Origin of the sequence: Bacillus sp. TE8-1, from assembly GCF_008368855.1 — a bacterium.
Classification (GTDB): domain Bacteria; phylum Bacillota; class Bacilli; order Bacillales; family Bacillaceae_G; genus Bacillus_A; species Bacillus_A cereus.
Window position 1 is genome coordinate 1 of record NZ_QPET01000033.1, and the last position, 25873, is coordinate 25873.

The following is a 25873-nucleotide window of genomic DNA, read 5'->3' on the forward strand; positions in this document are numbered from 1 at the left end:
AAGAATAGGTAAAAGAAAGAGCAACGTGTTGCAAGTTAAGGATTTAAGGAAAGCAAAGCGCAAAAGGAATGCAAGTAAAGAAAAATAGGTAAAAGAAAGAGCAATCTGTTGCAAGTTAAGGGGTTAAGGAAAGAAAGACGCAAAATCTTGTAAATATCTGTTACAATAAATTAAATATAATAGTAGTAAGAAACCTTATAATGAAAACTACTTTGTTGTGATCCATGGTTTAGGGAGGAATATAAAGTGGATAACTTAATACAAATGTTTCGAGATGCATTACTAATCTCTGAGCCAATTTATAAAACGAATGAGCTAGTATGGGAGAAGTGGAATGCATACTTTAAAGATGTTGAAAACAACAATAATAAAGTATTAACCTCACCCCATGCTTCTTCATCATTTACTGCATTAGTGTCTTGGTTAGAAAAAAAGCAAGAATCCGGTATTACATTAGTACAAATTTATGCGAAAATTGATTCCTATAAGGAAGAAATATATAAAGAAATTGAAGGATTTATAGAAAAAGAATTTCAAAATGTAGCACCTTCAAGTTCAAAAATATTAGAAAATGATCAAAATATAGACAAGACAAACGTAGTAAACCATGAGGATTATTATGAGGTAAATAACTCTGCTGTTTATTATAAGCTAAGAGATGGGATTGCAAAAAATCAATTTGAAGAAGATGAGTTAAGTAAGGTTTTACAATATCCTATTGATACAAAATCTTCTAATGGTGTAGCACAGCTTTCTTCACACAAAGATGAAGATTTAAGACTTACAAATATAGAAGAAGCTGCTCGGTGGAATACCCTTGTCGATGATGTAATGAGTAATATGGATGATTTAACGGCAGATTGTTTAGATGCAATTACAATACAATGGATAAACGAAGCAAAATCTCCAGACGAATTCATTGATTTTTCTTATGAGCAAGTTTTAGAGATGTGTAACATTCCAAAAACAGTAGTTAAAAATAAAGAATACTATAGAGCGGAAGATAAAATTAAAATAGCAAAGAGAATTGCGGCTTTAGCAAGTATTTTTATCTATTTAAATGATGATAATGAAGTCGTAGTATTAAATGACCGTGAAGACGATGGGGAGCGACTAGAATTAAAGCGTGAGGTTGTTAAACGATTATTTGTATTAGATTCGGTTGTATTGTGGAGGCATAGTGTTACAAATGAATATATGGGTATTGAATCTTGTCGTATTAAACCAGGTAGCTTTTTAACCAATTATTTATACGGATCAAATAATACAACGGCATTATTGTCTAAAAAAGCACTTGAATACAATAGTTATAGACACAAATATCATAAAAGGTTAATTCGATACTTAACATGGCAGTGGAGAATTAGACAAATGTATTCATCATTGAAAAAGCCATATTCTATAGGAGGGGATAAGGGATTACTATCAGTAATGGATATCCCAAAAGATTGGAAGCCAAATCGTATTAGAGAACAATTAGAAAATGTTCTAATGGATTTAGAAAATGAAAAAGTAATCTCTCATTGGGAGTATAGTGATCCGCTTGATGAACAACAAATTGGAAAACGTAACTGGTTTAAAAATTATTATGCAAACTTAGGAATAACGATTTTACCACCTGAGGAAATGCTACAATCAATGGATAGGGTAATTGAAAAGAAAAGTATAGAAGAACCTCAAGAACAATTACCTGAAGTAACAGTTGTTAAAGAGGTAAAGAAGACTGTAGAATCAGTTGAACAAATAGAGAAGAAGATCCGTGACCAAATACTGAAGGTACACAATGAAAAAAAAGTAAGCATACGTGAAATAGCAGATGAAATTAGTATTTCTCCGTCTACATTATCTAGGTTTTGCAATTATAAAACAAAACGTTTATCTAAAAAGGCATTAGAAAAGCTAACGAAATGGTGTGAAAGACAAGAAATATTAGAGAAGATGTAACATGAGCTAAAAATCTCTATTAGAAAAAACACATACAATTTGTATGTGTTTTTTTCTAATAAAGAATAGTAACTACCTACTAAATATTAAAATTGTTATTAATATTGTTTTGTGAGAATGAATTCAATTAAGATATTAATTGAAAATATTAATTGGGAGGATGTTAGAGATGGAATTAAATAATTGGGATGGAATTAGTATTGAAAAAAGTACAAATGTTAACAAGGAAGAAATGGAGTTGTTATTACTAGCTGACCCTTCAATAGAAGTAGTTAATGGATACCTAAAAAAGGGAGAATGCTTTGTTTTAAAAAAAGATACGGTTACTGTAGGTATTATGATTTTAATTCCTACTTGCCCTGAAACAATTGAGATTATAAATATAGCAGTTTCCGAAAAAGAGCAAGGAAAAGGATATGGGAAATATTTACTTAAATTTGCTATAGACTATGCTAAAAAAGAAGAATATAAAACTATAGAAATAGGCACGGGAAATTCTAGTTTAATGCAATTAGGCCTTTATCAAAAATGTGGTTTTAGAATAACCAGTGTGGATAAGGATTTTTTCTTACGAAATTACAATGAAGAAATATATGAAAATGGTATTCAATGTATGGATATGATTAGGCTAACGCAAAATTTATAAAAATTATTTGTACATAAAAATCGCAATACCCATTAAATATGGAGAGTTGCGATTTTTTTTGTTGTAATGCGTTATTATGATTTGTGGATAGCATTAGTGAGTATATGTATTTAAGAATTATTACAAAATCAACAAGTGTTAATATATTTATCTGTTATGTCAACAATTTGAATATATTTCAAATTGTTTTTTATAATTCAGATAGATCTTTTTCCATTAATTTTAATGAAAAGTAAAAAACATAAAATTTATACATTTTAGTTATGGTTAAATATTCATTTAAACATCCAACAAATGGAGTTTATTGGATGATTATATGCGTGATTTTTTCTTTATTTAAGGATGAAAATTGTACTAAATGTAGATATAACAACTATTATGTTGTTTTAATGATATAAAAATATTTGATTTTTCAAAGAGAGAATTTTCGGAATAATAAACATTATTATATATTGAGAAAGTAAAAAAATAGAAAAATATCAATTGAATCCCAAAAAATTACGTGTGAATATTATAGATATAAATAACACCTTGATATTTCAGATGAGTTTTCTACAAATTTAGATGTTTATTGAATTAGGAGGATTGATAGTGCTAAAAATGTAGTTTGTTGCTAATTCAGTATTTTATATGCATCCATGGGATTTTAGAACGCACAGTTATTATTTGCTAGTATGCATTTTAATATCAAATCTTTTGGGGAAGTGATAAGTAATGGTCACAGTATTAAATAATGAAACTAAAAGTTTATTAGTTGAAAAAATTGCAAATAAAAATGCGTGTATTGGATATGTAGGCCTAGGTTATGTTGGACTACCATCGGCTCTTAAATGTTTAGAAGTAGGTTATGCGGTAAGAGGTTTTGATAAAAATTCAGCAAAAATAAGAAAACTAGAACGTGGAATAAGTTATATCAGTGATATTCAAGATACTGAAATCCAAGATGCTTTACATACAAACAGATTTTTTGTTAGTACAGAAATGAATGATATAAACGAATGTGATGTTGTAGTTATATGTGTTCCTACACCATTAGAAAGAACTAGTAAACAACCAGATTTAACATATATTCATTCAGCAGTTGATGAAATAGTTAAATACATTAAAAAAGGTACATTAATTATCTTAGAAAGTACTACTTATCCAGGTACTACAAGAGAAGAAGTTTTATACAAATTAGAACAGAAAACTAATTTTAAAATTGGTGTAGATATATTTGTAGCATACTCTCCAGAGCGAATCGATCCTGCAAATCAATCGTTTTCAATTCAAGATATTATAAAAATCGTAGGTGGAGTTACATCTAATTGTACCGATTGTGCAGCAGCTTTCTATAGTAACTTAATTAAGGATATTCATAAGGTAAGCAGTCCAGAAGTAGCAGAGACAGCTAAGTTATTAGAAAATACGTATCGTTTTATAAATATCGCTTTTATTAATGAAATGACACAAATTTGTAATGAGTTAAACATAAATATCTGGGAAGTAATTGATGCCTCAGGAACTAAGCCATTTGGATTTCAAAAATTCTATCCTGGCCCTGGCGTAGGAGGACACTGTATTCCGATTGATCCTATTTATTTTAAGTGGATTGCAAATAATAAGGATTTAGCAACAAAAATGATTGATGTGGCAAGAGAAATTAATGAAAACATGCCTAAGTACGTTCTTAATAGAGCACTACAGTTACTAGATGATAAAGATGGTAAGGATATTCTTATGGTTGGTGTTGCATATAAAAAGAATGTTAATGATGCTAGGGAATCGCCAGCTTTGGATATTATGAATGATTTAATGATAGAAGACTATAACGTGGATTATTACGATCCGTTTATAGAGGAACTCATTGTGGGCGATAACACATTGAAAAAATCTATAGATTTAAACCTAAGTCAATTAGACAAATACACTTTAATTATTGTTCATACGGATCATGATTGCATTAATTTTAAATTGCTTAATGAGGTAAATTGTTTAATTTTAGACACAAGAAACATATTTAAAGATGAATCAGTATATAAAAAAAATATTATAAGTTTGTAGGTGATTACATGGTAGAGTTTATTCCTTTTTATCGACCGGAAATCAATGATGAAGATATAGAGAGGGTAGTTTCTGCCCTTAAATCTGGATGGCTTTCAAAGGGGCCAAAAGTGATAGAGTTTGAAGAGAATTTAAAAGAATATCTGAATACTGAACATGTAGTAAGTTGTAATTCAGGGACTGCCGCATTACATTTAGCATTACTGTCTCTGGGAGTTGGATTAGAAGACGAAGTAATAGTTCCAAGTTTTACTTTTTGTTCAAGTGTAAACGTTATTATGCATGTAGGTGCAAAACCTGTATTTGTAGACATAGATGAAGAGAATTTATGTCTTGATCTTCAAGATGTTAAAAGAAAAATTACTAAAAAAACGAAAGCAATTATTGCAGTTCACTTTGCTGGATATCCGGCTAAATTAAAAGAACTTCAAAAATTATGTAAAGAATATGGACTGTTTTTGATAGAGGATGCAGCGCATGCATTAGGAACAAAATATGATAATACTTTAATTGGTACACATGGAGATGTTATTTGTTTCAGTTTTTATGCCACAAAAAATATAACAACAGGTGAAGGTGGAGCGTTAGTCACTAAAAATGAATCGATTGCTGAAAAAGCTAGATTATATGGTTGGCATGGTATCACCAAAAATGCATGGAATCGTTATGGTGAAGAAGGAAGCTGGCGTTATGATGTTCTATTACCTGGGTTTAAATATAACATGATGGATCTACAAGCTAGCTTGGGTATTAGTCAATTAAAAAGAGCTGATGAAATGATTGAAAAACGTAAGAGAATAGCTGAAAGGTACCAAGAGGAATTAAAAGAGGTTCAAGAGTATATAACGTTACCTAATTATACTAACGATCCAAGTGTAAAACATGCATGGCATTTATTTGTTATAAAAATTAATTCTAATTCTCCTGTTAGTAGAGATCAGGTAATTCAAGAAATGAAAAAGAGAAATATTGGGCTTAGTGTTCACTTTATTCCTGTTCATATGCATCCGTATTATGAAGAGAGATTTAACGTATATTTACCTAAAACAGAAGAGATATTTAATCAAATTATTTCATTACCACTGTATAGCGCTCTTACAGACAATGAAGTTGAACATATTATAACGTCTTTAAAAAGTCTATATCAATTAAAAATAGGGAGGTAAATATTTATGAAAATTGGGGTTATTGGTGGCAGCGGATTTATTGGTAAGCATGTTACAAAGGAGTTACTAGCAAGGGGGTATGAAGTAGTTATATTTGATAAATTTAAACCGAGTATTGATGTTCCTTTTAAGGAAATTGATATTTTAGATATTGCAACATTAAGAGAAAATCTTATTAATGTCGATGGGGTAATCCATTTAGCTGCATTAGTGGGTGTTGATAATTGCCGTTTAAATGAAGAAGATGTAGTGAGGGTGAACTTTGAAGGTACGAAAAATATTGTACAGGTTTGTAACGAAAATGGCATAGAAAAATTATTGTTTTCTTCCAGTTCGGAGGTATATGGGGATGGAGTGAGTGTTCCGTTTAAAGAAAATGATATTAAAATCCCAAAATCAGCTTATGGAAAATCTAAATTAATGTCCGAAGATTATTTGAAAGAATACGCTAGTAATAGTTTGAAAATTAGAGTGGTACGTTATTTTAATGTATACGGTTCACAACAAAATGATAACTTTGTAATTTCTAAGTTTTTAAAACAAGCTCATAGTGGTGAAGATATCACTATTTATGGAGATGGACAGCAAATTAGATGTTTTAGTTATATAAGTGATATTGTTAACGGAACTATACTAGCCTTTGAATATGAAGGAGAAAACTTTGCAGATTTTAATATTGGCAATAACAAACCTATATCTATGGAAGAACTAGCAATAAAAATTAATGAATTAATGGGCAATAAAAGTAAAATTAAATTTCTTGATTTAGGTGAAGAGGGAGTCCGAAATTCTAGCATTGAAATCTTTAGAAGAATCCCTTCAATAGAGAAAGCTAAATTATTTTTAAACTATCAACCAATTATTTCATTAGATAAAGGACTAGAGATAATAATAGGGGAGAAGTATGGAAACACAGTATCTATATCCTAAGAATCCAAAGAAAATTAAGTATCCCATATATTCTTCTCTTTGGAGTATATCTGATCATGTATTTTTTTTGAAAAGTGTATATAGACCTAATGATTCTAAACTTAAAAAAAGTCTTCAAGCTCTTTATCCGGATGCAGAAATTGTATTAACTAATAGCGGTACATCTGCATTAGTAGTTGGTTTAAAGTACCTAAAAGTGGCAAAGGGAGATGAAGTAATTCTATCAAACTTTAATTGTCCTAATGTGATAGAAGCAATATTAACGGTGGGAGCAAAACCTGTATTAATTGATTTAAACACTAATCATTCAATTTCTCTTAATAAAATAAAAAAACATTTGAATGCTAATACAAAGGCAATTATTCTTACGCACTTGTATGGATGTCATGACGATTTAGAAATTATTGACTGGGCTAGAGAAAATAATATTTATATCATCGATGATGCTGCACAAGCAATGTTTTCTTATCAAAATGGAAAGCCAGTTGGTAGTTTAGGCGACATTGGTATTTTAAGTTTTGGGGGAACGAAACCAATCCCAAGTATTGGGGGAGGAGCGTTACTTCTTAATCGTACAATAAGTGAATTATGTGACATGGATGAAGAAAAGAAGGAAGAAGTGATTTTAGATTATAAGAATCATTTAAAAACACAATTAGCTATAAAAATAAAAAAGAGTAGAGTACTGAGTTTATTTACTAATTATTGGAGGAAATTAGAGATTCTGCCCTCCTATAATAATAGTAAATTAGATTCTCTACCGGAGAAAACGGAAGTTATAAATCCCAAAAGAATGTCTATAGTACGTTCATTGTTAATTGATAAACACCTACAGAAAACAAAGAAGATTTTAGAAATAAATATATACAACGCTAGTCTGTGTTATACAATGCTGCAGGAAATTGAAGCAAAGTATGGCGTTAAGATTATATTTTCAGCTCAGAATGTTTATTTAAACTATTTTACCATTATATTCAAAGAATCATCTGATAGATATGAGTGTTCTGTACATTTAGCGGAAAAAGGTATACAAACTTGTTGGAATTACTTACCCCTGAGTGAGATCCCTATTTTTTCGAAGTACGCAACTGAGTCAGAAAATATAGATTATTTATGGCCAAGGGTATTATCAATACCTTTTAAATATCCTTTAGTGAATAAGGACCTTAAGTATATATGTAGTCAAATTCTGAAATATTTAGATAATAAGAATTAAAAGGTGATTATATGGAAATCGAAATATGTACTGACGCCCAATATTGGGATGCCTGTATGGAAGAATACAATGGTTCTGTATTTCATAGTTACGAATGGGGAAAGTTAATGGAATTATTACCTGGTGTTCAATTTTTCCCAGTACTAATAGAAACACGAGATACAGTAGTTTTAACTCCTATGTATGTACAGAATGGTAGGCTTTTGGGAAGTTTAATTGGTTATGGAGGTCCAATAATAATTGGCCAAGATAAAATAGATTTTTCAGTTTATGAATCCATAATAAATAAGAAGTTTGAAAATAAAATTCAAAAGCTTTTATTACCTATAACGATAAATCCTTTTCAAAGTTATTGTAAAGAAAAGTGGGATTATAAAGAAACTTATATGTTAGACCTACCAAATAGGTTTGAGGATTTATGGACATCGTGTTCTGGGAAAGCTAGGACAAGTGTTAGATATGCACGTAAACAGAATGTTGAAGTTCGCCCTATAACTGTAGCGGAATTAGATGAGTTTTACCAATTATATCAAGAACATAATACAAGTATAGGGGCGAGTTATTCATTTAGTAGAGAGTTTTTTTATCATTTAGTGCTTAATTTACAAGAAAAAATCCTTTTCTTAGGGGCATTCTTAGAAGAAGAATTAATTAGTTCCAGCATTTTTATAATGGATAAAAAGGTTTTATATTATTGGATTAATATTAATAATACTGAAGGGAAAAATTCACAATCTTCATATTTACTACTAAATGATGCGTTTGAATTAGCAATTCATAATAAATTAAAGTATGCGGATTTAGGATATTCACATAATAAAGGGATTGCTAGACCTAAGATATACTGGGGGGCAGCTTTGAAAAAATGTTTTTGTTTAAAAGAAAGGATTTAAACTATGATTATTAGTGGCCACCAACCAAGTTATTTACCTTGGTATGGTTTTTTTGAAAAAATTCATAAATCAGATGTGTTTGTATTTCATGATATAGCACAATTTGAAAAAAAAGGTTTTTTAAATAGGAATCGTATTAAGACTTCACAAGGAGCGTCTTGGCTAACGGTTCCAATACAAACGAAGAATTATAAAGAAATTCCATTTAATGAGTTAAAGATAGACAATACTCAAGATTGGGAACGGAAGCATTGGAAAACGATAAGAATTAATTATTCCAATGCACCTTATTTTAATGTATATAAGGATTATTTAGAGGGTTTTTATTCAGAAGATTGGATTAATTTAAATGATATGAACATGAATTTTATTCATTTTATTATCCGTGAATTAAACATTGATACGGAGCTATATTATGTATCAGATCTAGAAGGGATTACAGGTAAGAAAAGTGATTTTGTATTAGAATTGTGTCAGAAATTTAATGCCAGTACTTATTATTCTGGAAGTTTAGGGCAAGATTATTTAAACGAAAATGACTTTGAGAATGAGAATATAGAAATTATCTACCAAAGAATAAGAGATTATTCTTATAAGCAATTATTTGGAGAATTTATACCACATTTATCTATTTTAGATATTTTACTAAATTGTGGGCCAAAGGAAACAGAAAAATTAATTAAAGGAGTCTAAAATTCTATGAATGTACTTGTATTTGCCGCTCATCCGGATGATGAAATAATTGGTGTTGGTGGAACAATAGCGAAACACGTGAAACAAGGTGATGATGTACATGTTGTAATACTTGCAGAGGGAAAATCTTCTAGAGCTAAAGAATATAAAGAGCTAGATTTAGAGGTTAAGAACTTATCTTATAAAGAAACAGAGGGGGCATGTACTACACTTGGTGTAAAGAGTTTTGCAAGACTAGATTTCCCTGATAATCGTCTTGATACATTACCCTTACTTGATGTAGTGAAAGAGATTGAAAATCACATTGAAAAAGTAAATCCTACAATTATTTATACTCAATATGGTGGAGATATAAATATTGATCATACTGTTGTTTACAGAGCAGTAATGACAGCGACACGCCCTCTGCCAGATACTAATATCAAATGGGTATTTGCATATGAAACTTTATCTTCTACAGAGTGGAATTATAATGAAAAAGATAAGTTTCTTCCTAATTATTTTGTGAATATTGAAGATCATTTGGAGGAGAAATTAAGTGCGATGAGACATTATGAATCTGAGTTAAGGGAATTTCCTCATCCACGCTCTATAGAAGCAATGAGACATAACGCATTTGTATGGGGTGCCAAATCTGGATACCAAGCGGCTGAGGCATTTATGTTAGTAAGGGGGACATGGTAGGTGAAGAGAATATGTTAATACCACAGGTCCCGTTCTTTGGTTTAGATAGTAAACAGATTGATTTAAAATGGGTTGAAAAAGGCTATGGATTAGAAGCAAATATTTTTGATGGGAAATCTTTATTTGATAACTCATATACAAAAAGGTTTTCTGAGGTCCTTTCTTTTGTTCAAACCCTTAATCCATCCTTGTTAACGCTGCATTTTCCTACTGATAATGCAGACTATCTCAATGATGAATTTATTAAAAAGCAACTATATGAATTTATTGACCTTGCTATAAAGTATAATGCATCAGGTATAACAGTGCATGCTAATCAATTTATGAATGTCGCGGAATTTCAAAACTATAATCTTCTTGATAATAGAAAAAGGATTATAGAGTTCTTTAACATGCTAGATGAAGAAATAAAAGGAACTGATATATGGATTGGCGTTGAAAACCTACCCATTATTGGAAACTTGGGCGATGACTTTGATCCTATATTTATATATCCCGAAGATTTTACTGATTTGGTTAATTTGGAGTTATCTAACGTTGGAATAACATGGGATATATGTCATTGGTCTATAACCTATCTTACACGTTTAGGTATTTCTAAATTATTAAGGCAAGAGGAAATTGAATATAAGGATTTTCATAAGTATTTAAGCTTAATGGAACATATTAAACATTTTCATTTTAGTTCTTTTAAACATTTAACGATTCCTTATAGTGAGGTACGTTGCTTTGAGGGAGAGAATCCAGTTAATGGATCTATTGATGAGAGTATATTACATGAAACTTTATTAAAATTGAAGAAAAATACTTTGGATAAAAACATAGGTATTGTATTTGAGGTTCAGGAAACGGATTATACGAATAGAAAGAGGTCATGGGAGACTCTTAATTGGTTTCAAAAGAATATTGCTGGTATGCAAACAAAAATGAATTTTTTGGAGATATAAAAAGCACTATCGGTTTATTTATTTTTACATGCAATTTGAGTTAGAGATTATTTTAATGAACCTTTTCTTCTAAGTAAGTGTGTTAGGAGGGAAGGTTTTACTATTAATCTTTTTTAATTATAGGGAGGACAAATGAAGAAACTAATTCTGACAAAGAAGACTATTGTAACTTTTGGGGTTTTATTGCTTTTCCTTTTTAGTAATTTATCTGGAAAAGTAATACCAGTACATGCTATGACTAAGAACGACCAAAGTTCTCTCATGGCAGATAAAGTTCGTGCTAGTCGAGCTATTGAACATACACGTTTTCTGTCTGAGAAAATTGGTCCACGTCCAAGCGGGACTAAGGAAGAACATAAAGCAGCTATATACATTGGAGATACATTAAAAAAATTAGGGTATGAAGTTGAGTATCAGGCATTTCCTGTACCAGATCAATATATTGGAAGTATCTCTTTTAGTATGTATGGAGAAAAAGAATGGCAAGTTGGAGCAGCATCTAATGCATCTATACCTAAAGATCCTGTAGTGGGGAAGGTAGTTTCTATAGGAAAAGAGAATGATATTAAAAATTCACCTGAATCAATTCATGGGAAAATAGTGTTATTGGAACAAGCTGATACGTATGAGAAATATAATGAACAAGTTGAGTATGCAGCAGAAAAGGGAGCAAAAGCTGTATTGTTATATAGTACGATTGGGGATAGGGGCAACTATGGAGAAGCCTTTAACCCAGTTTTAAAAAAGAAACAAGAAATACCTGTATTTGGGCTTGCTTATAATCAGGGAATAAGAATGAAAGATAAGATAGTGCATAATAAAAATATAGTTAGTTTAAAGGCAAAACACGAAATGAATTTGAGTTCATTAAATGTTATTGCGACAAAAAAGCCCAAATACAAGACAGATAATGAGGATGTAGCAATAATGAGTGCTCATTATGATAGTGTTATCGGAGCACCTGGAGCAAATGACAATGCTTCCGGCGTAGGACTTTTATTAGAGTTAGCATACAATTTTAAAGATATAGAGACTAATAAAGAAATTCAATTCATAGCCTTTGGAGCAGAAGAAAATGAATCTTTAGGTGCTTACCATTATGTTAATCAATTATCTACAACAGATAAGAAACATATTCTAGGGGTTTTTAATGCAGATATGATAGCGACAAGTTACAAACAGGCTAAGGACTTATATGCAATGACACTAGATGGTTCTCAAAATGAAGTAACAAATACTGCGGTAGCTACTAGTAAGGTATTAGGGAAATCGGTTGTATTAACTGGAAAGTTTGATTCTAGTGATCATGTGCCATTTTACGAAGCTGGAATTTCCTCGGCACTATTTATTTGGATGGATGTAGAGAGTTGGAATCCCCTAATTTATCATGTTGAAAAGGTATTCCATACACCTCAAGATACCGTTTTAGAAAATATTTCTCCTCAACGTATGCAGGAGGCACTAGAAATTATAGGGACAAGTTTGTATTACTTTATCAAAAGATAGGTTTTTCGGAGGTTTCAGCATAGCCGGCTAAATTTAGGTTTTAATAATAATATAGTAAAACTTTTGTTGGGATAAAAATATACTTTGAGCATAGGCGAGGTAACTATATGAGGAGTACATGGAAAGAATTAAGGGGGATGGACCTTAATGTCTGGATCCGCTTTATCGGGGAAGCTTTAAACGGTATTGCAATGATGATGTTAATGCCATTTTTTGCATTATATTTGAAGGACAAAGTGGATTCTCTACTTGAGGTAGGTATAATTATAGCCTTATCTCCAATTGCAGCAAGTATTGGTTCATTAATTGGAGGGCATATAGCAGATACTTATGGTCGGAAACCAACTATGGTGCTCTCTATGGCGAGTAATGGGCTACTAATGCTTGTTTTTTTGTTTATTGATGGTTTTATAGCATATGCCATTTTATCTATTGGTTTAGGACTATGTAATTCTTTCTTTGAACCAGCGGCATCTGCAATGGTTACCGATGTAACAGAACCCGAAAAAAGAACTGAGGCATATGGATTACTTAGAATGGCTCATAATATAGGAGCTGCGATAGGCCCTATAATTGGTGCAGCAGTTGTGGTTGTATCAAAAGATGTCATATTTTTGATTACTTCTGGGACCATGCTGTTTTATACAATATTAATGTTATTGTTTCTAAAGGAAACAAAACCTAAAAATATCATAATACAAGAGGAAACACATAAACAGTCAATAAGATTTACGTTAAGAGTTGTTATAAGAGATAGAATATTTCTATTTTATATAGTGACGGGAATCATTATATTTATGGGATTCTCACAATCGGAAGGTATGTTACCACTTCATTTTAGTAATGAGGATACAATGATTTTTGGAAATAGTAATCCATTTCCATATTTAATGACTTTAAATGGCTTATTGGTTGTATGTTTCCAATTTCCTATTTCAAAGTGGTTAACTCACAAATCAATTGGTAAATCAATGCTATATGGTGCCATTCTTTTTGGCGTGGGCCTTTTAGCAATAGGGTGGTTACCAAAGTGGTTTCATGTAATAGACGCAAATGATTTAGGAATCCTAAGCTCATTATTAATAGCTTATACAGTTTATACAGTAGGGGAAATGATTATGTCACCTGTCCAAATGACATTTGTTGCTAATATAGCTCCAGAACATTTGAGGGGGACTTATATGGGAGCGGCTAATTTGCAATGGATTACAGGCAATGTATTTGGACCTCTTCTAGGTGGTGTATTACTGGATCAGCTTTTAGGGCATATATTATTTACAATCTTAGGTGTGGGTTGTATTATTTCTGGATTTGTTTACTTACTATTAGATAGACTTATTGAGAATAGAAGTAAAGAAATACCTATAAAACAAACATCTTAATTTTAATATTGTTAATGAGTTGAAAATTAAATTTTATGTTTTAAGAATTAAATAAAGTGCACGTTTATTAGTAAACGTGCACTTTATTTATTAGTATTTAAATTAACTCATATATATAAATTTTTTAGGTTACGACCTAAGTATATAAAAGTAATTTACTGCTTCTGTTAATCAATTACAACTAAACTTCTTGATCTATCAATATGATTAAGTAACATACGATACTCTTCTTCGTACATAGTTACACGTTGTAGAATGGACTGATTTTCTGCCTCTAAATTTTTTATTTGGTTTTGTAACTTTGTAAATTCATTTGTTTTTTTATAATTTTTTAGAAAGAGAATAATATCATCTAATGTCATAGATAAAGAATTTGTTTCTTTTTTTTGTTCAGAGAGAGAAATATTGTTTCCCACTTTTCGATTTTGTTTTGCTTGTTGTATTTCCTCTTGGTATTGTTTTCTCACGTATGAATTCCAACGAAATCCACAAGCCGCAGGTGTCCGATTTAGTAATTTTGCTACTTCTTTGAATGCAGCTAACTGTGTTCCACCGTTATGAATATTCTGGAGTACTGTTGATGCGAGGAGTAAATCGTTATCGTTAGTCCAGGAATCTTGTCTTGAGATTACCACGTTTTGCCCCCTTTATATGTTTTATATTACATATATGCAATTACCTATAATGATAGAAGCCTAACTTCTATTAAAATATTTAAGACTAAGTGGATGTAATTAGACATTCTTTCTTTAAAATGCGAAATTGCATAAAAAATTAGATTGACTATTTGCTATAGGTGTAACTATAATGGTTACAGTTATGCAGCTAAATTAATAGGTTTGATGGTATGAAGTAGTTGTATTAATGATGCTTAAGCAAATATTAAAAAATGAATGGAGTTGGAAATATAAGAAGCTTATATAAAAAGAATTAAGGCCATATAAAGCATTTTATAATCATATATAAATTAAAAGAGGTGCACATTTTGAAAATTTTTAAGGGAATTATAGTTTCTTCAATTGCGTTAACAGCATTTAATGGGGTGGGTGGATTACTTCCAAGTGATAAATCAGAAGTTGCCTATGCAGCTAGTTACAATTATTCAAATAAGCAATTGAATTCTACTGTACATAAGCAAGCTACTAAACAATTAATTTTGAAATTTAAAAATGAAGTAAATTTACCATATCAGGATGGGGTGGAAAAATTCATTAAAGAAGAAAAACAAGACCCTGAATTAATTAAAATTTTAGCCGAATATCCAAATGTAACTATAAATCGACTTTTTAGTTCTTTAAATCCTAAAGAAATTAAAAATTTAGGTAGAGAAATAAACGACTCCGAACATATTTCTTCCAATTTGCTAAACTATTATATTGTAGAAAATCAAGGTGATATGGATGTACAAGCCTTACTTGCAAAGTTTGAGAAATCATCTCTTATTGAAACGGCATATCTACAGGAAGAAGAAACGCCACCTGAAGAGCGTTTACCAAATTTATCTGTTAATCCATATGATGAGCCTAGACTTACAAGACAAGGTTACCTTGAACCAGCACCATTAGGAATTAATGCACCTTATGCTTGGAGTATAAATGGTGGAGACGGAAAAGGAACAACTTTTGTAGACATGGAGTATGGTTGGTTATTAAGTCATGAAGATTTAGTGAACCAGAAGATAGAATTGATGTCTGGAAAGAATAAGAGTGAACACCATGATCATGGTACCTCAGTATTGGGAATTGTTTCTGCAGAGGATAATAACATAGGTGGAATTGGGATTGCACCAAAGGCTAAGGTAAAGGTTGTATCCCAGATTAGGGATAACGGAAATTATAATACAGCTGATGCTATTTTAAGTGCCGTTAACAATATGCAAGCTGGAGATATTCTTTTACTAGAGGCACAAGCAACTTACGATGGATATGGAGATAAGAACTATTTTCCTGTGGAAGTAAAACCAGACATATTTGATGCAATTCGCATGGGAACAAATAAGGGAATTATTATTATTGAAGCAGGTGCAAACGGTGGAAATGACTTGGATCAATTTAGAGACCGTAATGGTAAACAAGTTTTAAATCGTAATAGTCCTGATTTTAAAGATTCAGGGGCAATTATGGTTGGGGCAGCTTCTGCAAGGGTTCCTCATAAACGTTCATATTTCTCTAATTACGGTAGTAGAGTGGATGTGTATGGATGGGGGAATGCAGTAGATACTACAGATGCTAAACCAAGTGAATTTATAACAAATCTATATACATCTAGTTTTGCTGGAACATCTAGTGCATCGCCTATTATTGCTGGTGCTGCTGCATCAATTCAAGGAATTGCAAAAAATAATCTGGGGGGAGTATATACACCAAGACAGCTGAGGGATATTTTAAGTGATTCTAGTACTGGAACGAAATCTAATGATCCAACTTCTGATAAAATTGGTGTTTTACCCGACTTAAAAGCCATTTTATCTAAACTTGGTTTTTCACCAAACTTAAGCAATGATTCTTCCATTGTATTTCCTGAAGAACAAGAAATAAACAAAGGAAATCAAGGTTCTACTATTACGTTCCCGAAAGAGGATTCCGATAATAGTAAAGGGAACTCTAATTTCATTTTCCCAGAATAATAAAAATACCTCCTATTTAGAATGAGGTAAAATAGTTTACTCAATAAGAACAAAGGATATGGATTCAATAGAAATATGAATTCATATCCTTTTAATTTTATGCTGTTTTTACTACCTTACAAAAACGTAATGTTAGCGTAATGGAAATGAATTTTGGCAGCAAATAGATTAGGATATAATTTTTGTGAGAAAAGATATGAGGTGAGTAATATGAAACGAATAGTGCTTATGTGTAGTGTTTTTGTTTTCTTTACAGTAATATTAACAGGTTGTAACCTAAACCGTCTTGGTACAGATACATATTATGTGCAAATTACCAAAGATGGTGAAAAATTAAAAGAGAAAAATGTAAATGGGGATACGACTTACCAATATAAATTACCTGGATTTGATAAGGATGGTAAAGAGAAAGAAATGGAGTTTACAGCGTTAAAAAACCTTCGTAAAGAAGCATTTTTACGTATATATTACTCTGAGAAAAAAGGTGTGAAATCTTGGGAAGAGGTTAAGAAAGACGAACTCCCTACAAAAGTAAAAGAAAAATTAAAGGTGGATTAATATATATAAGTCTTTGTTAGAGCAATATATCCTCAAATTATTAGAATGTATATTAAAATAGGCTAAAGTTCTTCAGAGTTATAAAAGTAAGAGGCTGACAGTTATTGTCAGTCTTTTGCTTTTGCAAGAAGAAAATATAAAAGACATTTAACAGGCGAAGTGTTGGATTATAAACGATTATTTAAGATTCAAAGCTACAACATACCTATTCCTGAACTATAATAATTTTAGGCCAGAAATAAGCTTCTAGTTTTGGTTAAGTATTTGTATTAGTTTAAAGGCTTGATGATTGGTTATGATATAATAAAATTCAAGTATACTAAGGGGGATTAATGAGATGATTTTTCAAAGCATGATAACAGCTATTATAGAAAAATTACAAGAGACGGTGAATCCCTATTGGATAATTGTGTTTGGATCAACGGCTGAGAATAGAGAACGAGAAGATAGTGATATTGATATAGCTTATTTAAGTGACACAACTTTAGGGAACTATGAACGTTTTTTATTAGCACAGGAGTTAGCTAACATTGTTCATAGAGATGTTGATTTAGTTGATTTATCCGAAGCTTCTACAGTTTTTCAAGCTCAGATTATACATACAGGAAAGACAATATTTTGTTCGGATGAAAAACGTAAGGTTATTTTTGAAATGAAAACCTTAAAAATGTATTCAAAGTTGAATGAAGAACGACAGATAGTATTTGATGATATAAAGAAAAGAGGTTCTATATATGAAGAATGAGGTTATTTTAAATAAAATTTCTACAATAGAGCGTTGTATAAAAAGAATCCAAGATGTATATGGAAATGACCCTGAAAATTTAGAGGACTTTACAAAACAAGATTCAATAATATTGAACATACAAAGAGCTTGTGAAGCGAGTATTGATTTAGCAATGCATATTGTTGCAGGGAAAAAATTAGGACTACCCCAATCTAGTCGAGAGGCCTTTGATTTATTAGTTACAGCAGGACTACTTAGCGCAGAGCTGGCAAATAAGTTAAAGGCGATGGTTGGATTTCGTAATATTGCTGTACATGATTATCAAAGTGTAAATTTAGATATTGTTCGGCAAATTATTGAAAAACATTTAACTGATTTTAAACTATTTACAAAAGAAGTTATGGGGATATTAGAATTTTAGGTAAAAGAATAGAATAATTAAGTTAAGATAAATTAAAAAAGAGATCTAATAAATAGGTCTCTTTTTTAATTTCGAAAAACATTAAATAAAACCAGTCTCCATTCTTCACCGATAAACACATTAAAATAAATAGTAACGAATCTAGTGTGAAATTTTTAAGTCGATAAATATGAAATTAAAAATCATGTTTAGTAGTCTATTAATTATTATAGTTGTTCTGGTAGGCTACAACTTTGATGTCATCGATTTAAAAAATATAAGCAGAAGATCCAATAATTACAGAAATATTGTACCGCCTAATATTAAATTCTATAAAGTGTTATTGTATTAAGGAGGGGAAATATAAAAACTTTAGCATTATTATTTATAGATGTGATGGCTATCATATCTTTAGTATTGTTATATAAGGGAGAGCTAAAAATTAGCTGTATTTTAATGCTTATAAAAATTGCATGTTTTTGGTTATACGTACATAAACGTTCGGAGTCCTTAAATATTGCTATGAATATAGTGAAACAATCAAGATAAAAGAAAAAAGTTTTTTAAAAGATATTACTCCTTGCTTTAGTTTTATTCCAGAAATTAAGAAAGGTGATGTTAATGAAAAAATATTGGCATAAGCTATCGTTGCTTCAAAAAAATGTATTACTAACGGTATTAGTAATTCTGACCCTTGTTGGAAGTATGGGAGCGTTAAGTTTTAATATGTTTCAAAGTAGTTTGATGTCTATATTTGAGAGGCAGTCTTTTGAAACAGGTGATGCGGTATTAAATCAATTAGATCTAGAAATAGTAAAAGATGTAGCAAAAGACCCCACAGCACAAAGAGTGAAGAAAGAAAAATTGAAAGAGCAATTAGATAAAGCTATAAAAGATATGAAAAGTGTTGGGCAAACATATGTTACAGGAGCCAAGCTAAATGATAAAGCTGAATTACAAATAGTAGCTTTGGATACAAAGTTAGCAAATACTGTTTCTGTAAAACCAGGTGAATATTATGAGCAGCCTACTTATTGGATGAAAACATATGATAAAGTAATACAAACAAAACAGGCACAAATGACAGAAGTGTATGAAGATGAATTAGGGTTCTGGGTAACAATTTTAGAGCCAGTTACAGATGAAAATAAAAATATAATTGCAATTGTTGCAGCGGATTTGGATGCTTCTATTATTCCTCTTACAAAGAAAAACTTTATGATACAAGGTTTACTATTTATTATAATTTCATTAACTATCGCAATTACAATTCAAATATTTATCTCACGAAACTCTCTATCGCCCTTAAAGGATTTACAAGAAGGGTTACGTAAAGTTGGTGAAGGGGATTTAAGTATTAAATTGAATGAAAGATCTGATGATATAGGGATAACTAATACCTATTTTAATAATACTATTAAAAAGTTCAATAGTATTATAGATAAAGTAAGGCAGACTGCTGAGCAGGTTTCGACATTTTCACAGGAATTATCGGTAAGTACAAAAGAGAATAGCATAGCCTTTAAAGAAATTGCAAGTGCTATTACAGGATTAAATTTAGGAGCACATTCTCATGAATATGTAGTGCAAAAATGTTTAGGGATTGTTCAAGAAATGGAAAGTAAGATGAAAGAAATTAAAGGAGCTGCAAAACAAGTTGGCAATGCTTTGGAAGACATGGACCAGCATTCTGTAGAGGGAAAAGATTTGATTAAGCAAATCTTGAATCAAATGAAAAGAATCAAAGATACAGTTCAGGATGTATCTTCTAGTATTTATGCATTAGAAGTACGATCTAAGGAAATTCATGAAATTCTTACTGTAATTACAACCATTTCAAATCAAACAAATTCATTAGCTTTAAATGCTTCTACTGAATCCTCATGTGCTGGAGAGATGGGAGAAGAATTTTCAGGTGTTGCGGACGAGGTACGTATATTAGCGGAAAGAACCGAGGCATCTGCAAGGGATATAGCTAAATTAATTGGTGAAACCCAGGCTGAAGCAGAAAGAGCTGTAAAATTCATACAGAAGAGTTCAAAGGAAGTTGAATCAGGAATAACACTTGTTCAAAGTAGTGGTGCTTTCTTTGAAAAGATTTCAGAATCTGCACAATCTGTTACAAATCAAATTAAAGCGAATTCGAATAATTCAAGTGACATTCTAAAAGATAATCAAACAATTGTTCAGTTTGTAAATGAATTATCACACATTGCAAATACATATGTGAATAGCAGTAGTAATGTGGAAACAAGTATGAAAGAGCAAGAACTATATGTACAAGATATTGCAGAGTTAGCAAATTCTTTGAATTGGCTCTCGCAAGAGTTACAGGGGTTAATAGGGGAATTCAAAAGTAAGTAGGATAGAAGAAGGTGTAGGTATAGAGTATGACCTATACCTTTATTTATTCCCACATCAGAGATGAAAGCTTAGGTATATATGAAAAATAGCTAAACGAATAATTTTTTTGCATATTTTGTTGGAAATAGAGCATGATATTACCAAATTCAACGGAGGTGTTTAAAAAATGCAAATTCGCGAAAATAATAATTCAAACGAAATCTTAATAGCAGCGGCAGCAAGTGCAATTGAGCAAATGAAGTATGAAATTGCTCAGGAGTTTGGCGTTACACTTGGACCAGATTCAACATCACGAGCAAATGGTTCAGTAGGTGGAGAGATTACGAAACGTTTAGTTCGTATGGCGCAAGAGCAGTTATCTGGTCAATATAAAATTCACTAAAGTTAAAGGTATATCCCATTGAAGGGATATACCTTTTTAATTTGCTTTTAAAGAGGATCGTTACATTTTTTATTGTTGGTTAAGTTTAGAAACCGCAAATTTAGCTGTGAAATTCATTTTCTTCATGTAAGAAGAATTTACTCCTGCTTGAAATTGAACAGAAATATTACCATCTTTTTGTGCTTTGAATACGCGACCATATGGTGAATTAGCATTGTATGTGCCAATTACTTGATTATCTGCATCAAAGACTGTATAAGAAATTGGGAACCCGGAATTTTGTACAAAGACTGTAAGTTCTTCCCCTTTACTAAGATTAAATGATTCTTTTTGAGAAACTTCATAGGAATTCATAGAGTAATATTTTGTAACTTCTTGAATTTCTAAATTCGTAGTTGCCGCACTCGCTTTTGGTGCCTCTACTCCTGGTAAATTCATACCTGATAGTAGTGCAATTCCTAGTGCCCCTGCTAAAATAACTTTTTTCATAATGCTAGTTCCTCCTTTAATATATTTTGAGATTTGAAAAGGAAGTGAAAATACCACTCCTTGAAACCATTATAGTTACAATGAGAATGATTTTCAATATGGTTTGATATGTAATTCTGCATACATAAGGTGGCGCTATAAGATAATCTATCTGAGATTTAGAATATTCTTAGAAGAAGAGGAGGACAAATTTTTAAAACTATGAATGGAATTGTAGCGGTTTTTTTATATACGTTGGTTTTATAAGTGAATATTTCGTTGAGTTTATTTTTGTTCGTTTACTTTAAATGAAATATTTTCATGTTGATAAAGTTTTATGAATTGGGATTATTGAACAAAAATGAGATATTGTGTGTTATGCTAAAGGAGTAACAAAGCACACCATCCTGATAATATTGTGTATATTTACCCTATGTATGTCGTTTGTATTAGAAATAAGAAGTCTCTTAAAAAGAGACTTCTTATTTTTGTATGGAGGGGTTATTACAGATGATTGATTACTATCAGATATTTTTAATTACCATGGCAGGTATTTCCTTATTTTTTTATATACAACATGCTGGAAAATCAACGAAAAGAAACAAATGGAAGTTTTTAATTATAGTATTTTTATTTTATCTTTTGAATTATTTATTTCTTAAATTTGTATAAATAAATGTAGGAGGAGATACGTATTGAATTCTAAAATATAAGAAAAAGGAAGGTATAATCCTTCCTTTCATCATCCAGTATGTCCATGTGAATATTTAATAACATTTATGGTACTTTGAGAGCCTGTTGAAGAATTTGATCCAAAAGTTACTGTTACAACAATTAAGATACCCAGTAAGCTAACCGCTAATTTTTTCATTTTAATGCTCCTTTTTTAAAGTTTTTTTCACTGGCTTTACTAGCTTCATAAAAGTAATAGCTGGCTTTTTTATGATTATTTTCTTTGTAAAATTGGGTTGCTAGCTTTTCGGTATATTCATTTATATACTCATATAGTTCTTCGTGTTCAAAATAGGAAATTCCTTCTAAAACAGTTTTTTCTATATCAGTAGCACAACTATTTAGATTCATTTTTTCTAAAATCTTAAAGTGATGTATATAGCCTTCAATTCCCAATTGAGTAGAAAGCTGCAGGCCTTTTTTTATTAATTCTTGAGCAATTTGATGTTCTCCTAATTTATAATGTTCCCTAGCTTCAATAAAAACAGCTTTATAATCGCTAGGTAGCTTCTGATTAACTTCAGATAAATAACGTAATGCTACCTCGGATAAATTCTGTGTAGCATACATAAATCCTAGATTGTGACGAACAATCAAAATATTGTATTCTAAATTTTCTTTTTGGAATGTATTCATGGCCGAGATAAAGTGTTCCTCAGCTAATTCCCACTCCTTTAAATGAGTACAGGCTAATCCATATAGGTTATTACAGAAGGCAACTTTCAATTCATACCCAGGATGTTTTGAAAATATATCTTTCGCCTTCATTACATGATTAATACATAAAATCGATTTATGTGTATGACAATAGAAAATGGCCAACTCATAATGGAATTCAGCATGTTCAATCTCATCAGGAATTGTTTCTAATAGGTATTCAGCTTTATCGTAATGTATTTTTGCAAGGCTATGATTGCCGGTAACATTGGAATGAATGGCTTTAAAGAAGTGATAATAGTATGAAAGGAAATCGTCTGTAGGAGTTTTGTAAGCATCACTTTGTTTAAAGCTATCTTTAGAAATACTTAAGCTATCAATTAAATATTGATGTCTAAAATCTAGTAGTGAGTAGTATAATAATATCGTTTGATTTTCTTCTATATTATGGATTCTGTTTTCAATTTCTTGTTTAAGTAATTGAGCGGCGTCTACATGCCTAGCCCTAATTTCTTGATACCATTCATTTAATAAATGAGTTATTTGCTCGTTCCCCTGTATATGAACATTCATTGTTCAATTTCATCCTCTCCAAAGATATTATTCAGCAATTAGTATCATATCAGAATTTTCCTCTATCAAAATCTACTTAATAGCATTTATCAATATAAGGCGGAATATTCTATTAATTTATATTTATTGAGATTCAAGTAGTATGTATTATTGTAATTCCTGTAAAAATAACCTTTTTTTCATTTAAAGATTTAATCAAAATATATTTCCTCAACAGGCGAAAAGGGAACCATACCTAATTAATTATGTATAGCGATAATAGAAAAATAGAAATAAATAATAAAGGGGAATTTGAATTGTTAGAGTTAAAAGAAAAACAAGAGAGAAAAGAAATCTTGGAAGAAGATGTAGAGGTATTAAAGGCGAAGGTACATCCACTACGGTTACAAATTGTTAATGAGTTAATGTACCATAAGACATGTAATATTACACAGTTAATAGAGATTTTAAATCTTCCGCAATCTACGGTCTCACAACATTTATCAAAATTGAGAGGAACCGTACTTCGTGCAGAAAGAAAAGGATTAGAAATGCATTATTATATTGAGAATTCTAAAGCCCGTTAAATCGTCGGAGTTTTAAATATATAAATTGGAAATAATATCAAAATCCCTTTGTTAAATCGGGGATTTTTTATTTTTATTAAAATTTAAATATTTATATTAAAGTAAAAAACTATTTTCTTATTATAGAAATGAGATAGAAATATCAAATAGGTCTTTATTAGTAAAAATATAGAAAAATAAAGAAAAATATGTTAATGTAATAACCGCGATATATTATTATTCGAAAAGGAGTGAGGGGAGTATATGTTAAAGAAGGGTGTAATGTTATTATTCTTTATTCTATCTATCTCGACATTTAGTATGGTAACTCACGCTGCTAGTAGTTCTGAGTACGTGAATCAATCATTCTATGGGTATAAGGAACCATCTTTTAATTCAGCTAAAACAAATAGCGGATCAGAGTATGGTGCTCAAAATGTAGGAGTCGTGGAAAAAAGAGATAATGGTTGGTGGAAGATTGAAACATGGGAAGGTCCAGTTTGGATTAACTTGAATGGGGAAGAACGTGTCATGGGAGATTTCTATGCATATGATGAACCTTCTTTCTCATCAAAGGTTGCGAATGCTGGAGCGAAGTATGGGCGACAAACATTTAGAATAGTAGATGGAACAACAGATGGTTGGCTGAAATTTAAGACGTGGGAAGGCGACAAGTGGATGAATCCTACGGCTGAACAAATTACTGTCAACAAAACAATCTATGCGTATAATGAGCCTTCATTTAATGCAAAGAAAGCAAATTATGGAGAACCATTTAACCCACAAAATTGGGGAGTAGTAGAAAAAAAAGAAAATGGCTGGATGAAGGTAGGTACTTATGAAGGTTATAAGTGGATCAATCCAGATGGAGAAGAAAGGTTCATAAACAAATCATTCTATGCATATAACGAAGCTTCATTTAATGCAGCAAAAGCAAACGCTGGAGCATTATATAATCCACAAAATTTTAGAGTTGTGGATGGGACACCTAGTGGGTGGTTAAAGGTTAAAACATGGGAAGGCGAGAAATGGCTGAATCTAGATGGAGAAGAAAGATTCATAAACAAATCATTCTATGCGTATAATGAGCCTTCATTTAGTTCAGGAAAAGCAAACGCTGGAGCAGTATATAGTCCGCAGAATTTTAGAATAATAGATGGGACAACTAGTGGTTGGTTAAAGATTAAAACATGGGAAGGCGACAAGTGGATGAAGAAACAGATTCGGGTTCTTCTAAATATCAAATGCCTATCCAAAATCCAAATGTTAGCTCATGGTATGGAAGTCGTTTGGGGCTAAATATCAAATGCCTATCCAAAATCCAAATGTTAGCTCATGGTATGGAAGTCGTTGGGGGACAGTGCATAAAGGTATTGATTTCTCAGCGGCAAAGGGTACACCAATAATGGCATCTAAATCGGGAACTGTAGAATTTGCTGGTTTTGGTGTAAGAGGTCAAGGATTTGGTGGATATGGAAATGCGGTGGTTATTAGGCATGAAGACGGACTTTGGACATTATACGGTCATATGGACTCAATTTTAACTACTGTAGGGGCACATGTACAACAAGGTCAAGTAATAGGAAAAGTAGGTAGTACAGGCGACTCTACTGGGAACCATTTGCACTTCGAAATTAAGAATCAGTATATAGGTGGACAAGTAGATCCAAAACCATATTTACCATTTTAATAAACATTAAGTTTGAATAATTAATATACGATAAGAATAATATATTTATTGTATATTTAATAAAAGGACAGTTATCTAAGGATAGCTGTCCTTTTATAATT

General features: G+C 31.1%; 24 protein-coding genes and 1 pseudogene. 21 read left to right on the forward strand and 4 right to left on the reverse strand.

What is annotated here, in order from left to right:
• Positions 1-246: 246 nt before the first annotated feature.
• The 12 genes from DN404_RS26685 to DN404_RS26740 all read left to right on the forward strand — a co-directional run bounded on the left by DN404_RS26685 (position 247) and on the right by DN404_RS26740 (position 14050).
• On the forward strand, positions 247-1944 hold the full coding sequence (locus DN404_RS26685) for a helix-turn-helix domain-containing protein (protein ID WP_061654766.1): 1698 nt from the start codon (positions 247-249) through the stop codon (positions 1942-1944).
• Positions 1945-2113: 169 nt separating this feature from the next.
• Entirely contained in the window at positions 2114-2590 is a 477-nt protein-coding gene (locus tag DN404_RS26690) for a GNAT family N-acetyltransferase (protein WP_080450849.1), read from the forward strand.
• Positions 2591-3304: 714 nt separating this feature from the next.
• Positions 3305-4633, forward strand: a complete 1329-nt coding sequence (locus DN404_RS26695; RefSeq protein WP_061655873.1) for a nucleotide sugar dehydrogenase — start codon at positions 3305-3307, stop codon at positions 4631-4633.
• A gap of 8 nt (positions 4634-4641) precedes the next feature.
• On the forward strand, positions 4642-5799 hold the full coding sequence (locus DN404_RS26700) for a DegT/DnrJ/EryC1/StrS family aminotransferase (RefSeq protein WP_000229114.1): 1158 nt from the start codon (positions 4642-4644) through the stop codon (positions 5797-5799).
• A 6-nt stretch (positions 5800-5805) separates the two neighbouring features.
• Entirely contained in the window at positions 5806-6729 is a 924-nt protein-coding gene (locus tag DN404_RS26705) for an NAD-dependent epimerase/dehydratase family protein (RefSeq protein ID WP_149215662.1), read from the forward strand.
• A complete protein-coding gene (locus tag DN404_RS26710) occupies positions 6704-7945 on the forward strand; it encodes an aminotransferase class V-fold PLP-dependent enzyme (protein ID WP_071741278.1) in 1242 nt (413 codons plus the stop codon). Before DN404_RS26705 ends, DN404_RS26710 begins: the two co-directional genes overlap by 26 nt.
• An 11-nt stretch (positions 7946-7956) precedes the next feature.
• Positions 7957-8838, forward strand: coding sequence for a GNAT family N-acetyltransferase (locus tag DN404_RS26715; protein ID WP_149215663.1), 882 nt, complete (start codon positions 7957-7959; stop codon positions 8836-8838).
• Between the two features lie 3 nt (positions 8839-8841).
• Positions 8842-9531, forward strand: coding sequence for a WbqC family protein (locus DN404_RS26720; protein ID WP_071731707.1), 690 nt, complete (start codon positions 8842-8844; stop codon positions 9529-9531).
• Between the two features lie 6 nt (positions 9532-9537).
• Positions 9538-10215, forward strand: a complete 678-nt coding sequence (locus DN404_RS26725; RefSeq protein WP_061655868.1) for a PIG-L deacetylase family protein — start codon at positions 9538-9540, stop codon at positions 10213-10215.
• Between the two features lie 11 nt (positions 10216-10226).
• Entirely contained in the window at positions 10227-11162 is a 936-nt protein-coding gene (locus DN404_RS26730) for a TIM barrel protein (protein WP_061655874.1), read from the forward strand.
• A 132-nt stretch (positions 11163-11294) separates the two neighbouring features.
• Complete coding sequence (locus DN404_RS26735) at positions 11295-12668, forward strand: M28 family metallopeptidase (protein ID WP_149215664.1); 1374 nt, start codon at positions 11295-11297, stop codon at positions 12666-12668.
• 107 nt (positions 12669-12775) lie between these two features.
• Positions 12776-14050: an MDR family MFS transporter gene (locus DN404_RS26740; protein WP_084065915.1), complete on the forward strand. Its 1275-nt coding sequence runs from the start codon at positions 12776-12778 to the stop codon at positions 14048-14050.
• 167 nt (positions 14051-14217) lie between these two features.
• On the opposite strand, the gene DN404_RS26745 is transcribed toward DN404_RS26740, so the two are convergent.
• Positions 14218-14685, reverse strand: a complete 468-nt coding sequence (locus DN404_RS26745; RefSeq protein WP_149215665.1) for an RsfA family transcriptional regulator — start codon at positions 14683-14685, stop codon at positions 14218-14220.
• A gap of 350 nt (positions 14686-15035) precedes the next feature.
• Here DN404_RS26745 and DN404_RS26750 point away from each other — a divergent pair, with 350 nt between their 5' ends.
• From DN404_RS26750 to DN404_RS26775, 6 genes are all read left to right on the forward strand, one after another.
• Positions 15036-16676, forward strand: a complete 1641-nt coding sequence (locus DN404_RS26750; protein ID WP_149215666.1) for a S8 family peptidase — start codon at positions 15036-15038, stop codon at positions 16674-16676.
• 210 nt (positions 16677-16886) lie between these two features.
• Complete coding sequence (locus DN404_RS26755; RefSeq protein ID WP_084065912.1) at positions 16887-17234, forward strand: YxeA family protein; 348 nt, start codon at positions 16887-16889, stop codon at positions 17232-17234.
• A 337-nt stretch (positions 17235-17571) separates the two neighbouring features.
• Positions 17572-17979 carry a type VII toxin-antitoxin system MntA family adenylyltransferase antitoxin gene (gene mntA, locus DN404_RS26760; protein ID WP_000577223.1) on the forward strand — a complete coding sequence of 136 codons (408 nt, stop codon included), beginning with the start codon at positions 17572-17574 and terminating at the stop codon, positions 17977-17979.
• A complete protein-coding gene (gene hepT, locus DN404_RS26765) occupies positions 17969-18382 on the forward strand; it encodes a type VII toxin-antitoxin system HepT family RNase toxin (RefSeq protein ID WP_061139844.1) in 414 nt (137 codons plus the stop codon). The genes mntA and hepT overlap by 11 nt, the downstream gene beginning before the upstream one ends.
• A 600-nt stretch (positions 18383-18982) precedes the next feature.
• The gene (locus DN404_RS26770; RefSeq protein WP_149215667.1) at positions 18983-20725 is read left to right on the forward strand and encodes a methyl-accepting chemotaxis protein; all 1743 of its coding nucleotides are present in this window, start codon (positions 18983-18985) and stop codon (positions 20723-20725) included.
• Positions 20726-20891: 166 nt separating this feature from the next.
• Positions 20892-21107: an alpha/beta-type small acid-soluble spore protein gene (locus DN404_RS26775; protein ID WP_001167049.1), complete on the forward strand. Its 216-nt coding sequence runs from the start codon at positions 20892-20894 to the stop codon at positions 21105-21107.
• Between the two features lie 69 nt (positions 21108-21176).
• Here DN404_RS26775 and DN404_RS26780 read toward each other — a convergent pair whose 3' ends face one another.
• The 3 genes from DN404_RS26780 to DN404_RS26785 all read right to left on the reverse strand — a co-directional run bounded on the left by DN404_RS26780 (position 21177) and on the right by DN404_RS26785 (position 23537).
• Positions 21177-21596, reverse strand: coding sequence for a hypothetical protein (locus DN404_RS26780; protein WP_149215668.1), 420 nt, complete (start codon positions 21594-21596; stop codon positions 21177-21179).
• A gap of 721 nt (positions 21597-22317) precedes the next feature.
• On the reverse strand, positions 22318-22446 hold the full coding sequence (locus DN404_RS31070) for a hypothetical protein (RefSeq protein ID WP_000732002.1): 129 nt from the start codon (positions 22444-22446) through the stop codon (positions 22318-22320).
• Entirely contained in the window at positions 22443-23537 is a 1095-nt protein-coding gene (locus DN404_RS26785) for a Rap family tetratricopeptide repeat protein (protein WP_088339004.1), read from the reverse strand. Before DN404_RS26785 ends, DN404_RS31070 begins: the two co-directional genes overlap by 4 nt.
• 335 nt (positions 23538-23872) lie before the next feature.
• Between DN404_RS26785 and DN404_RS26790 the strand changes: the two genes are divergently transcribed.
• From DN404_RS26790 to DN404_RS31075, 3 genes and pseudogenes are all read left to right on the forward strand, one after another.
• The gene (locus DN404_RS26790; RefSeq protein WP_370512807.1) at positions 23873-24103 is read left to right on the forward strand and encodes an ArsR/SmtB family transcription factor; all 231 of its coding nucleotides are present in this window, start codon (positions 23873-23875) and stop codon (positions 24101-24103) included.
• Between the two features lie 243 nt (positions 24104-24346).
• Positions 24347-25294: pseudogene (locus DN404_RS26795) on the forward strand (hypothetical protein); the annotation flags it as partial.
• 94 nt (positions 25295-25388) lie between these two features.
• Positions 25389-25772 carry a M23 family metallopeptidase gene (locus tag DN404_RS31075; RefSeq protein ID WP_255445415.1) on the forward strand — a complete coding sequence of 128 codons (384 nt, stop codon included), beginning with the start codon at positions 25389-25391 and terminating at the stop codon, positions 25770-25772.
• Positions 25773-25873 lie beyond the last annotated feature (101 nt).